Here is a 12,044-nt window from a genome sequence, read left to right as displayed (position 1 = left end):
CCGAGCTGGGCACGCCCCAAACGGTGGCCGTGGCATAACTACGTCTGGGGTTTGGGGAGACTCAGTCCCAAACCGATTTATGCAACAAGGCCACTGTACAGTCATATGTTCATCCGTTTTAAACAGCTTTGCGGCCCATGGTCAAATGTCATGGCGTACCATTAGATGTAGATAGCCAAGCGTAGGACTTATAGCGTACCAACCGCACCGGCGTAGGATGATTTAAAGAACTTCTCTTTTCCTACGCTATTCTAATCAGTGCAGGCCCATGCAAGTCAGATGTAGATTCATCGATAGCGGACATTGATATTTGGATTTATTCCAATAAAAACAAATAGATGAGATTGAAAAACATAGAAGTTCAAGCACCTACAAAAGCTGATTTTTCAGCGCACACGCCAATGATGCAGCAGTACCATGCTGCAAAGGCTGACCACCCCAACACCCTGCTGTTCTACCGCATGGGGGATTTCTACGAGCTGTTCTATGGCGATGCCGAAAAGGCCGCTCAACTGCTCGACATCACGCTCACGCAGCGCGGCCAGTCGGCCGGCCAGCCGATCCCGATGGCGGGCGTACCCTTCCATGCGCTGGAGAACTACCTTGGCCGCCTGATCAAGCTGGGCGAATCCGTGGCGATCTGCGAACAGGTGGGCGAAGTTGGTGCCAGCAAAGGCCCGGTGGAGCGCAAGGTGGTGCGCGTCGTCACCCCTGGCACGGTGACCGATAGCGAATTGATGAGCGACAAGGCCGAGGCCATGTTGCTGGTGGTGCACCAGGCGCCACGCGCGCGCTGCGGCCTGGCCTGGCTCAGTGTCACGCAGGGCAAGATCTTCATGGCCGAGTGCACCAACGAAGACCTGGCCGGCTGGATGGCACGCATCGCGCCCAGCGAAGTGGCCTACAGCGCCGGTGCCACGCAGCGCTTTGAGCAAGAGCTCTACCAGATGCGCAGCAGCGGCGCACTGACCTGCCCGCTCACCCTGCGCCCCGATTGGCAGTTTGACGAAAAGCTCGGCGAGCGCAAGCTGCTGGAGCAATTGGGGGCTGCCAGCCTCCAGGCCTGGAATGCGCAAGAGTTGTACGCGGCCCACGCCGCAGCCGGTGCGCTGCTGCAGTACGCCGAACACACGCAGGGCCGCGCGCTGCCCCATGTGCACAGCATCCATGTGGTGCGCGATAATGCCCTCATCAACCTGCCCGCCACCACGCGCCGCAATCTGGAGCTGGTCAAAACCCTGCGCGGTGAAGACAGCCCGACCCTGTTCTCGCTGCTCGATACCTGCCAGACCGGCATGGGCAGCCGCCTGCTCAAGGCCTGGCTGCTGGAGCCCAGCCGCGACCGCAGCGAAGCCAGCGCTCGCCTGCAGGCCATTGGCGTGCTGCGTGGCGACAGTGGCGCTGCCTCAGCCGCACCCTGGCAGATTCTGCGTACCGAGCTCAAGGGCGTCTCCGATGTCGAACGCATCACGGCCCGCATCGCGTTGCGCCAGGTGCGCCCGCGCGAATTGGTGGCGCTGGGGCTGACACTACAAAAAGCAGAGCAACTGGCGCGTAATGGTTCTGCGCCAGCACCGCTTTTGAACCAGATTTTTGATGCATTGCAGCCGCCACGCGATGCGATGGAACTGCTCATCCGATCCATCGCGCCTGAGCCTGCGGCGCTGGTGCGCGACGGCGGCGTGATCGCCAACGGCTTTGATGCCGAACTGGACGAGCTGCGCGGCATCCAGACCAATTGCGACGAGTTCCTGCTCGACCTGGAAACGCGTGAGAAGGCGCGCACTGGCATCACCAACCTGCGCGTGCAGTTCAACAAGGTGCATGGCTTCTATATTGAAGTGACCAGCAGCCATGTTGGCAAGGTGCCTGACGACTACCGCCGCCGCCAAACGCTGAAGAATGCCGAGCGCTTCATCACGCCCGAACTCAAGACCTTCGAAGACAAGGCCCTGTCCGCGCAGGAGCGCGCGCTGCAGCGCGAAAAATGGCTGTACGAGCAGGTGCTGGACCAGTTGCAGCCGCATGTTGCCCAGCTCAGCAAGGTAGCGCAAGCCATCGCGTCGCTGGATGCACTGTGTGCGCTCGCCGAACGCTCGCTCACGCTGAACTGGTGCGCCCCGCAGTTCGTGCCCGAGCCTTGCATCGACATCGATGGCGGCCGCCACCCGGTGGTGGAAGCCCGCCTGGCAGAAACCTCCAACGCCTCGTTCATCGCCAACAACACGCGCCTGTCCACCCACCAGCGGCTGCAGATCATCACCGGCCCCAACATGGGCGGTAAATCGACCTATATGCGCCAGGTGGCGCTGATCGCCCTGCTTGCCAGCATGGGCAGCTACGTGCCAGCCACGCGCTGCCTGCTCGGGCCCATCGATGCCATCCACACCCGCATTGGCGCGGCCGACGACCTGGCCAATGCGCAATCGACCTTTATGCTCGAGATGACCGAGGCCGCGCAGATTCTGCACAGCGCCACACCCAACAGCCTGGTGCTGATGGACGAAATTGGCCGAGGCACCAGCACCTTCGATGGACTGGCGCTGGCCAGCGGCATTGCCACGCACCTGCACGACAAAACCCGCGCGTTGACGCTGTTTGCCACGCACTACTTCGAGCTGACCGAACTGCCTGCCAAGGCCAGACACGCCATCAACATGCATGTGGCAGCCACCGAAGCGGGCAGCGACATCGTGTTTCTGCACGAGCTGCAACCCGGCCCCGCCAGCCGCAGCTATGGGGTGCAAGTGGCCAAGCTGGCCGGCATGCCCGCGCCGGTGCTCACGCACGCGCGCCATGCATTGGCGGCGCTGGAATCGCGCCAGGCCGCCAACGACACGCAGGTCGACCTCTTTGTCGAACCTGCGTCGAGCGACGTACCCACGCCCAGCGCGGTGGAGGCAAAGCTGCGCGAACTGCAGCCCGACACCCTGACACCGCGCGACGCACTCGATCTTCTCTACTCCCTCAAAAGACTCGCAGACAAGTCATGACCTACTGTGTAGCGATCAAACTGAACGCCGGATTGGTGTTCCTCTCCGACTCCCGTACCAATGCGGGCCTGGACCATATCAGCACCTTCCGCAAGATGATGGTGTACGAAAAACGCGGCGAGCGCTTTCTGGTGCTCCTGTCAGCCGGCAACCTGTCGATCTCGCAATCCGTGCGCGAGATCTTGCAGACCCAGCAACTGGAAGACGAAAACGGCGGCCCGCCGATCACGATCTGGAACGCCAAGAGCATGTTCGAGGCCACGCGCGTGCTGGGTGCGGCCGTGCGCCATGTGTATGAACGCGACGGCAAGGCGCTGGAGCGTGCCGGTGTCGATTTCAACTGCAGCCTCGTGTTTGGCGGTCAGATCGCTGGCGAGAGCCCGCGCCTCTTTCAGATGTACTCGGCCGGCAACTTCATCGAGGCCACGGCCGAGACGCCCTATTTCCAGATTGGCGAAGCCAAGTACGGCAAGCCCGTGCTTGACCGGGTGCTCACACCCCGCACGCCCTTGAACGAAGCGGCCAAATGCGCGCTGGTGTCGATGGACAGCACCCTCAAATCCAACCTGTCGGTCGGCCTGCCGCTCGATCTGGTGGTGTACGACACCGATGCGCTGCAGTGCGACAACATTGCCTGCATTGACGAGCACAACGCCTACTTCCGCATGGTGCGCAGCACCTGGGGCGACAAGCTGCGCCAGGCCTTTGACAGCATCGACGACCCGCGCTGGGACCATGGCAACGCTGCGGACTCGATCCAGCCGACGCACAGCCACGCCAAGCCGATCAAGAAAATCACCGATTCGCAGACGATGCTGTAAGCGGCAGGACCTGCGAATTCGCTGCGCTCACGAACCAACGTCTCGCTCAGCCGTGCACGAGGTTCGGGTTTTGCGCGAGTTGCTGCGCAATGCTGCGGCTCGCGTGCAGCAGCGGCTGGATATAGGCCGCCTGCACGTCCGCCTTCTGGCGGAACAGCAGGGTGCTGACGCTGATGGCTGCCACCGGGCTGCCATCGGGGCCCAGCACGGCCGCGCCAAAGCAGTAGATACCTTCCTCATTCTCCTGCGCGTCGGTGGACCAGCCCTGTGCGCGCACCGCATCCACCTGCACCTGCAGCGCCTCGGCATTGCCTACCGTTTGCGCTGTCAGCGGCTCATAGGCAAGCTGCGCCATCAAGGCGGCCGCAGCTTGCGGGGCCAGTGCGGCCAGGTAGGCCTTGCCGACAGCGGTGGAATACAGGTTGACGCTGGTACCAATGCGCGAGGACATCTGCACCGCACTGGGGCTTTCCAGCTTTTCGATATAGACCATGCTCTGGCCTGAGGGCACGGCAAAGTGGATGGTCTCGCCAGTGGCATCGCGCAGCGCGCGCAGTGCATCGACTGCAGCCATGCGCAGACCGGAGCGGCTCCAGCTGCGGCTGGCCAGTTGCACCAGGCGCGGGCCCAACGTCCAGCATCGGGTATTGCCCACCTCCACCACCATGCGCTCAGCCTGCAGCGCCGCCACCATGCGGTGCACCGTGGGGCGCGGATAGCCGGTGGCACGGGTCAACTCGGCGATGCCAATCGGCTCGGGGCTGTCGGCCACCAGCTGCAGCACGCGCATGAATTTGGAAAACGCCGCCGTGCCGGCGACGCTGTTTTCAGCCTGGGAAGAAGGTGCTGCCATGTGTCCATCCAATCGAGCGCAAAGCATACCGCAGGCCCGGCGTGTTTCCCACGACTGCTGCAGCGCTCCTTCACAATGCGGCATTGCAAGCCTCGCAGGGACATTGCCCGCTAGCTGACCATGTAGCCGCCATCGACCGGCAGGATCACCCCCGTCATGAAGCTGGCTGCGGGCGTGCACAGAAACACGGCTGCCTGCGCCACATCCTGTGGGGTGCCCCAGCGGCCCAGTGGCGTGCGCGCGAGGATGGGCCCTGCGCGCGCCGGATCATCCTGCAGCGCCTGGGTGAGCGGCGTGGCGATCCATCCGGGTGCAATGGCGTTGACGCGAATGCCATCAGCCGCATAGGCAATCGCAAGCGACTTGGTGAGCTGCCCGATACCGCCCTTGCTGGCCGCATAGCCCGGCACCAGGCCCCCACCAAAGAAGGTCAGCATCGATGCGGTGTTGACGATGCAGCCGCGCGTGGCCTTGAGCTTGCCACGCACCGCAGCGCACACACGCATGGTGCCGGTCAGGTTCACTTCCAGCACGCGCTGGAAAACCTCGACATCGTGCTCTTCTCCGCGCTTGATGATGCCCGCGCAGTTGAACACGATATCGAGCGTGGGCAGATCCGCCAGCACGCGGTCCAGATCGTCCTGCTTCGTCACATCGGCCTCGCGCATTTCCACAGCGGGCGACAGGGTGCCGTCGCCCTGCCCCAGCCCCAGCGCCACCACGCGCGCGCCCATGGTGGCCAGTTGGTTGGCGATCACCGCGCCAATGCCCTGTGTGGCGCCTGCCACCAAAGCGGTTTTGCCTGCAAACAGGTCTTGCTGATACGTTGTACTCATCACTTGCTACTTCTGCTACTTGCTGCTTCTGCTACTCGCCAGCTTCGTGGTGCACGCCATGGCACAAGCGAAGGCCTGCCCAAAAGAACCGGGAGGCCGTGCCTTCGCCAAAACCAACGGAGTGATCGTTTGATTCAGTGTCCTGATCAGTTCTTCATATCCAGCAGCTTGATGAGGTCGGCGAAATACGTCGCGTCCTTCATCATCTGGTCGCGGAATGCTGCGCCGTCACGGTAGACAAAGCCCAGGTTCTGCTTGGACAGCACTTCCTGGAAGGCCGGTTCGTCAATCGTCTTCTTGGCAGCGGTCTTGAGGTAGTTCACCACCTCGGGCGACATGTTCTTGGGGCCCGCAATGCCGCGCCAGGTACCAATGCTCAAGTCGATGCCCTTTTCCTTCAGGGTTGGCACCTTGTCAAAGTTCTTCACACGCTGGTCAGCCATCACCGTCAGCATCTTGAGCTTGCCCGCCTGCAACTGCTGCGCCACTTCGGCCGGGCTCACGGCCACGGCATCCACATGCCCGCCCATCAGCGCCAGCACCGCCGGGCCTGCGCCCTGGAAAGGAATGTGGTTGAACTTGATGCCCGTCTTGTCGCCCAGCGCCGTTGCGGCAAAGTGCCAGATGGAGCCATTGCCGGCGTTGCCCACGCCCATCTTGCCGGGCTCCTTCTTGGATGCAGCAAGAAACTCTTCGATCGTGTTCCAGGGCGCATCGGCCCGCACGGTGATGGCGGCCGGGTCGGCATTGAACTGGATGATCGGCGTCACGTCGTCGTACGAAAACTTGGCCAGGCCCATGGGCTTCAAGGTCACCAACTCCACCGTCACCACGGCCAGCTTGTAGCCGTCAGGCTTGGCGTTGATCATGTCCGTCCAGCCAATCGCGCCGCTGGCACCGGGCTTGTTCAGCACCACAATGCTCTGCGGAATGTGCTTGCGCGCCGCCTCGCCAAAGGCGCGGGCCACGCCGTCGGTGCCGCCACCGGGCTGGAAAGGCACGATCAGCTCGATCTGGCGCGTGGGAAAATCTGCCGCCGGCGCTGCGCCGCTCAGGGCCATCAACACGGCACCGGCACCTGCCGCAGCAAGCCGGAGCGCGCCACGGCGCGTTGGGTTCAAGTTCATACGATCTCCTCTGGTTGTACTTTGTCGTGCTGTTTCAATAGGTCGCACGGCCACCTGATGCATCAAAAACCGCCCCGGTGCTGAAGCTGCAGGCATCCGATGCCAGCCACAGCACCTGCGCGGCAATCTCCTGCGGCTCGCCCAGGCGCCCCATCGGGCTCTTGGCCACCATGGTGGCCACATGCTCACGCGACATCTGCTCCAGGATCGGGGTGCGCACTGCAGCAGGCGCCAGCGCATTGACCAGCACGCCCGTGCCCGCCAACTCCTTGCCCAGTGATTTGGTCAGCGCCAGCACACCGGCCTTTGCCGCGCTGTAGGCCGACGCATTGGGCGTGCCTTCCTTGCCCGCAAGCGATGCGATGTGCACCACGCGGCCATACCCCTGGCTGCGCATGACGGGCACCACCGCCTTGCAGACGTTGTAGGTTCCGATAAGATTGACGTCGATCACGCTTTTCCACACCGCATCGTCGAACGCATCGAGCGCCATGGTCGGGCCGGTCATGCCCGCGCTGTGCACCAGAATGTCCACCCGGCCATACCGCGCCAAAGTCTGCGCCAGCGCAGCCTGGATGCTGGCCGGGTCGGTCACGTCAGCGGCGCATCGCAGTGGCGCGCCACCCTCGCCCCCTACACGGCCTGCGCTGGCGGACTGCAGATCCCAGACCGCCACCTGCGCATGGGCGGCTTGCAGCGCCTGCACCACGCAGGCCCCGATGCCGCTGCCGCCCCCTGTCACGACGGCCACACGGCCGGAAAAATCGTAGCTGCAGTCCATGGCCTAGCGGATGAACTGGTTGACGTAGTCGGCGCCCAGGCCCACGGCTTCAAAGTGCTTGCGGCACATGTCGATCTTGGTGAACACGTCCTCAAAACCCATGCCCTTGCCCCAGGGGTCGGTGTAGTACATCACGCCATTGACCTGGAAGTAGGTGATCATCTCCTCGCAGTCTTCGGGCACGTACAGGGTGTGGGTTTCTCCCGGTGGTTCGAACACATAGCTGCCCTCCTTGGCCCACCAGTCATGTTCCAGGTACTTCCATTTACCCTTGAGCACAAAGCCGTGCACCGCCTGCGGATGGCGGTGGCGGCTCAACACACCTGATTTGCGCACCTTCAGCAGATTCATCCAGTAGCCCTGGCTGGCATTGAGACACAGCGGGCGAAACCACACATTCTCGGCCTGCGGCACCCACAGGCGCTCATCGGTAGGAATGGCACTTTCCACCACGATCTCGGGCAAGGCATCCGGAGGATTCGGGTACTGGTAGGGCATCAAGGGGGTCTGGTCTGTGGTTTCTACTGGCATTTATCCACCATATGGACATTAATTTATAATATGGACAATTATAAAAGCCACAGACATACGACATCCCCCTGATAAACCCGTATCCCCCAACACCAGGAATGCTGCATTCTGCAAAGGCGGTTCATTGTTGTCTGACAACCCATCCATCACCACCGCGTTTTCACCAACAAAAAAGCCCGGCTTGTGCAAGCCGGGCTTTGGTGTTCAACGGGATGTGCGGGGACGCTGCGTCAGTTGTCTGCCCAAGTGACCACGCCCGTAGCGGCCGTCACCAGCACGATGATGCCGAACACAATGCGGTACCAGGCAAATGGCACAAAGCTGTTGCTGGCGATGTAGCGCAGCAGCCAGCGCACGCAAAGCCAGGCGCTGATGAACGAAAAGATCAGGCCGACGGCAAACAGCGGAATATCAGCCATCGACAGCAACGCACGCTCCTTGTACAGGCTGTACACGCCAGCGCCGATCAGGGTGGGAATGGCGAGAAAGAACGAAAAGTCCGTCGCCGCCTGGCGCGACAGGCCCATCAACATGCCGCCGATGATGGTGGAGCCGCTGCGGCTGGTACCGGGCACCATGGCCAGACACTGCACCAGGCCGACCTTCAGGGCGTCCAGCGGCGTCATCTCATCGACCGACTGCACGCGCACATGGCCCACCTGGCGCTTTTCTGCCCACAGGATGATGAAGCCCCCCAGGATGAAGGTCGTTGCAACCACCGTGGGCGTGAACAGATGCGCCTTGATGTACTTGCCAAACAGCAGGCCCAGCACCACGGCAGGCAGAAAGCCGATGAGGACATTGAGCGCGAATTTCTGTGCCTGGCGGCTCGATGGCAAGGCCACCAGGGTCGAACGGATCTTTTGCCAGTACACCAGGATCACCGCGAAAATCGCGCCGGTCTGGATGGCAATGTCAAACACCTTGGCCTTGGCATCGTCAAAGCCCAGCAGGCTGCCCGCCAGGATCAAATGGCCGGTAGACGAGATCGGCAAAAACTCCGTCAGCCCCTCCACCACGCCCATGATGGCTGCTTTGATCAATAACAAGGTGTCCACAATCGTCCTCTAAAAATCGGTTTTCCGGATTATCCAGTGCCCTCCTGCCACTGGGCAGCGGGAAACGTGCAAGGCACCAAATTTTACAAAAATTGATAGCAACTGGCGCTCACCAGACAAGCGCCAGAGGCCTAAAAAGCTTAAAAATCGCTTAACACGGCAGTTCCAGTACCTGCACGGCAGCCCCCGCACCAAGCAATGGCTCGTAGTGCGCCACCACCAGGTAGCGCCCGCTCTGCGCAAAGCGCTGCGCGGCAAGCTGCAATGCCTGCGGCACAAAGGCCAGCGCAGGCTTGTCCAGTCCGGACAGCGGCTCGTCCAGCAGCACCAGTTGGGCGCCGCTTGCCAGGCCCAGCGCCATTACCGCCTTGCGCAGGCTCCCAGTCGATAACGCCAAAAGCGGCTTGTGCCAGTGCTGTACCAGATCAAAGCCCTGCTGCAGCTCGGCGAGCGCCACATCGTCCCAATACGGAAAATGGGCCCGCAGGGCATCGGTCCACTGCGCGAGTGTCCTGGTATCGGGCGGCATGGTGTCCGGCCTGCGTGGTTCGTGCCAGAACAGCGCATGCGCGGCCTGTAGCTGTGCCGGCGTCTGGCCATCCACCAGCACGCCACCACCACGGGCAGCCAATTGACCTGCCAGCAGTTGCAAGGCGGTGGTCTTGCCCACGCTGTAACCATCCACCAGCTGCACCAGCCCGGGCTCGGCCTGCCATTGCCAACCCGCCAATATCGGCCCAGATCCTGGGTATGAAAACTCCAACGCCGTCCATTGCAATGCCATGCTTTTGCTTGCCTGTTCTGAAACGATAAACTCCTGAAAACATAGCATAAAATCGTTGATCAATCTGCGACGACCTCGAATATGCTCAACTACCTGGACTTTGAAACCAGCGATGATGGCGAAGGAATCACCACCTTCGATGCCATGGCCTACGCCACCGCCGAGCGCTGGCCTGCGCTGCAGGCCGAGGTCGAGCAGGTGCTGGGGTGGTGTTCCGCGCAATTCGGACAGCCCGGCTCGCTGGAGCACGGCCACCCTTGGGATCTGGACTTGCAGCTGCAAAGCAAGGCAGGCCACGCACTGGCCGTGCACTGGGACGTGCAGCAGCGCAGTCTGGTGGCACCGGATGCAGCGCTATGCGAAGCGGTGCAGCTGAGCTTGACAATCAGCGGCAATGCATCATTCGCCCACAGTCTGGAATCACGGTTTCTGAGCGACGACGAGTGATCGGCCACCGATGCATGCCGTTGACCGGTATGCAGCAGATGCAGTACTCCATCTCTGGCCCCCCGCCATCCGTCCACGCATTCCATCTCATCTCGATTTCCGAGAAAGCGCGGGTCTCTTGAATAGATGGACTCCCCGGCCACGAAAAAATCCTCAAGTCCAGCGCAGCACTGGGTTTTTGGTGACGCTCTCCGGGCAAAGTACGGCGCCACCCGCTCGCCAGAATACCCGCACCCCCACTCCGAAAGCGCCCTGCCAGTTGCCACGCCGCCAATCTGGCCCCTTCTGAAAAGCGGAACCGTGAACTATTGTGAGCAAACATAAGGCTTCACTTTGGCTATCCAGCTGATATATAGACGATTTCTAATATTTAATTTAGACTGATATGATGAATTTGATAGCTTTTTTCTAATTTAAGAGCATCAAATCTCCTCCGCGTCGTGTAGCAGGCATTCACAGGGAGATGCTTGCTACATCCAGACACAGTCAAGTTCAAGCTCGCAAACATGGCTTTCCGGCACCTGTGGCTGCGTGGTTTTGCGAGTGAAATCGGTTTCAAGAAAGATATGCGAACTTCTACACGCTTTGTGAGGCTTCTCCTCACGGCCATGCTGCTCTGGGGCGGCTCACAAATGGCATTTGCCCAAAAGGTGTTGATGCTGACCACCAATGTCGCTGCGCCCAATGCAGAGCGGGCAGATGCCATAGGAGCCTTCGATAACCTGCAAGCTGAATTCGCAGCAGTTGTGGGCGCATCGAATATCACTCGTATGAGCGTCCTCAGTAATGCCAATGCCATCTCGCAGAGCACCTTCACGGGGGGATCTGGTCCCTACGACATCGTCTTGATTGCCAGTGCATACAGCCTTATCGACAACAGCAACTGGACGGTCCTCCAAAACGCCGTGGCAAACCGATGGGCTAACTCCATTGTCTTTTTCGTGGACGGATGCTGCGAGGCAATCAATGGCGGGAATGCAGACAAGATGGTCAGGGCACTGAATGGCGGCGCAGCAACTTCATTTGCACTGGGCGGCGGGTCATCAGGATTTGCCTCGTTTCCATTGAACACCAACTCGCCTTTTGCATCCTCTTTCACGGGCCTGAATCCTTTTGTTGGTGGTGATATCACCTATATCAACAATGTGCCCGCCAGCAATGCCCTTTACCTGGCGACTGGCACGCCACCAGCGAGCTTTCCCCCTGCTGGCTCAACAGCTGTGAATAGCGTGTATGGGCTGCTAGTACCAACCGCACAGTCAAACAGGGGCAATGGGGCATGCGTCTTTGCCGTGGTGGATGCTTCTCCATTCATTGGCCCTGGCTGGGTAGCCAATCAAGGCAAGGTAGGGCCTGCATTCATCAACGCCGCCACCTCAGAAAACGGCGCTTGCGGCCTGCCCAAGGTGGCCAAGTCTTTTGACAAGGCCGATATCTATCTGGGCGGCACGGACAATACCGCTACATTGACCATCCAGATCTCCAACGGCACGCCAGTGGCCATCTCCGGTGTCAACCTCACCGACAACCTGCCCGCCCCCCTGCAGATTGGCTCAGGCGCAGTCTCCAATACCTGCACTGGTGGTACGCTGGCCGCTGCGCAGGGCTCCAGCGCAGTGAGCCTTACCGGTTTTGGCATTCCTTCGGGTGGCTGCTCTGTCACGGTGCCCGTGGTCTGGCCCAATACCGATGCAGGTCGCCAGGCCTGTGTGAACACCCCATCCGTGACCAACACCATCACCCCAGGCACGGATTTCGTCTCGCCCACCGGCCAGGTCAATACACCTGCCACCGCGCCCCTGACCTGCCACGC

12 protein-coding genes are annotated in these 12,044 nt (G+C 61.1%); 4 read left to right on the top strand and 8 right to left on the bottom strand.

The genetic code is table 11. The annotated features are described in order from the left end of the window. Positions 1-401: 401 nt before the first annotated feature. Together mutS and ABIE32_RS21355 are read left to right on the top strand one after the other, a co-directional pair. Positions 402-2,993: a DNA mismatch repair protein MutS gene (gene mutS / locus ABIE32_RS21360; protein ID WP_429019263.1), complete on the top strand. Its 2,592-nt coding sequence runs from the start codon at positions 402-404 to the stop codon at positions 2,991-2,993. Then, positions 2,990-3,814 carry a peptidase gene (locus ABIE32_RS21355; RefSeq protein WP_429019260.1) on the top strand — a complete coding sequence of 275 codons (825 nt, stop codon included), beginning with the start codon at positions 2,990-2,992 and terminating at the stop codon, positions 3,812-3,814. The genes mutS and ABIE32_RS21355 overlap by 4 nt, the downstream gene beginning before the upstream one ends. Before the next feature lie 46 nt (positions 3,815-3,860). Here ABIE32_RS21355 and ABIE32_RS21350 read toward each other — a convergent pair whose 3' ends face one another. From ABIE32_RS21350 to ABIE32_RS21320, 7 genes are all read right to left on the bottom strand, one after another. Beyond that, on the bottom strand, positions 3,861-4,667 hold the full coding sequence (locus ABIE32_RS21350; RefSeq protein ID WP_429019257.1) for an IclR family transcriptional regulator: 807 nt from the start codon (positions 4,665-4,667) through the stop codon (positions 3,861-3,863). Positions 4,668-4,777: 110 nt separating this feature from the next. Continuing rightward, positions 4,778-5,503, bottom strand: coding sequence for an SDR family NAD(P)-dependent oxidoreductase (locus tag ABIE32_RS21345; protein ID WP_224149726.1), 726 nt, complete (start codon positions 5,501-5,503; stop codon positions 4,778-4,780). Positions 5,504-5,649: 146 nt separating this feature from the next. Then, positions 5,650-6,630 (bottom strand): tripartite tricarboxylate transporter substrate binding protein, encoded by a 981-nt coding sequence (locus tag ABIE32_RS21340; protein WP_224149727.1) that lies wholly within the window; start codon positions 6,628-6,630, stop codon positions 5,650-5,652. A 34-nt stretch (positions 6,631-6,664) separates the two neighbouring features. Next, positions 6,665-7,411, bottom strand: coding sequence for an SDR family NAD(P)-dependent oxidoreductase (locus ABIE32_RS21335; protein WP_429019253.1), 747 nt, complete (start codon positions 7,409-7,411; stop codon positions 6,665-6,667). A 3-nt stretch (positions 7,412-7,414) separates the two neighbouring features. Continuing rightward, positions 7,415-7,942, bottom strand: a complete 528-nt coding sequence (locus ABIE32_RS21330; RefSeq protein WP_224149729.1) for a 2,4'-dihydroxyacetophenone dioxygenase family protein — start codon at positions 7,940-7,942, stop codon at positions 7,415-7,417. 230 nt (positions 7,943-8,172) lie between these two features. Beyond that, the gene (locus ABIE32_RS21325) at positions 8,173-9,000 is read right to left on the bottom strand and encodes an undecaprenyl-diphosphate phosphatase (protein ID WP_224149730.1); all 828 of its coding nucleotides are present in this window, start codon (positions 8,998-9,000) and stop codon (positions 8,173-8,175) included. 151 nt (positions 9,001-9,151) lie between these two features. Then, positions 9,152-9,784 carry an ABC transporter ATP-binding protein gene (locus tag ABIE32_RS21320; protein WP_429019250.1) on the bottom strand — a complete coding sequence of 211 codons (633 nt, stop codon included), beginning with the start codon at positions 9,782-9,784 and terminating at the stop codon, positions 9,152-9,154. Positions 9,785-9,865: 81 nt separating this feature from the next. Between ABIE32_RS21320 and ABIE32_RS21315 the strand changes: the two genes are divergently transcribed. Beyond that, positions 9,866-10,231: a hypothetical protein gene (locus ABIE32_RS21315; protein WP_429019247.1), complete on the top strand. Its 366-nt coding sequence runs from the start codon at positions 9,866-9,868 to the stop codon at positions 10,229-10,231. An 832-nt stretch (positions 10,232-11,063) separates the two neighbouring features. Here ABIE32_RS21315 and ABIE32_RS21310 read toward each other — a convergent pair. Further along, positions 11,064-11,330: a hypothetical protein gene (locus tag ABIE32_RS21310; protein WP_429019244.1), complete on the bottom strand. Its 267-nt coding sequence runs from the start codon at positions 11,328-11,330 to the stop codon at positions 11,064-11,066. A gap of 196 nt (positions 11,331-11,526) precedes the next feature. On the opposite strand from ABIE32_RS21310, the gene ABIE32_RS21305 reads away from it, so the two are divergent. Beyond that, positions 11,527-12,044: hypothetical protein (locus ABIE32_RS21305; protein WP_429019242.1), on the top strand; the 518-nt coding region annotated here is incomplete at its 3' end.

The sequence above is a fragment of the Comamonas sp. 4034 genome, assembly GCF_050434545.1.
Lineage (GTDB): Bacteria > Pseudomonadota > Gammaproteobacteria > Burkholderiales > Burkholderiaceae_C > Comamonas > Comamonas odontotermitis.
The sequence above is the reverse complement of the archived record's forward strand: the minus strand, read 5'-3'. Positions and strand labels throughout refer to the sequence as shown.

Coding starts and splice junctions, on each gene's coding strand:
- ABIE32_RS21345 (WP_224149726.1), bottom strand. CDS start 5,503: ATGAGTACAACGTATCAGCAAGACCTGTTTGCAGGCAAAACCGCTTTG.
- ABIE32_RS21350 (WP_429019257.1), bottom strand. CDS start 4,667: ATGGCAGCACCTTCTTCCCAGGCTGAAAACAGCGTCGCCGGCACGGCG.
- ABIE32_RS21355 (WP_429019260.1), top strand. CDS start 2,990: ATGACCTACTGTGTAGCGATCAAACTGAACGCCGGATTGGTGTTCCTC.
- ABIE32_RS21340 (WP_224149727.1), bottom strand. CDS start 6,630: ATGAACTTGAACCCAACGCGCCGTGGCGCGCTCCGGCTTGCTGCGGCA.
- ABIE32_RS21320 (WP_429019250.1), bottom strand. CDS start 9,784: ATGGCATTGCAATGGACGGCGTTGGAGTTTTCATACCCAGGATCTGGG.
- mutS (WP_429019263.1), top strand. CDS start 402: ATGATGCAGCAGTACCATGCTGCAAAGGCTGACCACCCCAACACCCTG.
- ABIE32_RS21335 (WP_429019253.1), bottom strand. CDS start 7,411: ATGGACTGCAGCTACGATTTTTCCGGCCGTGTGGCCGTCGTGACAGGG.
- ABIE32_RS21330 (WP_224149729.1), bottom strand. CDS start 7,942: ATGCCAGTAGAAACCACAGACCAGACCCCCTTGATGCCCTACCAGTAC.
- ABIE32_RS21315 (WP_429019247.1), top strand. CDS start 9,866: ATGCTCAACTACCTGGACTTTGAAACCAGCGATGATGGCGAAGGAATC.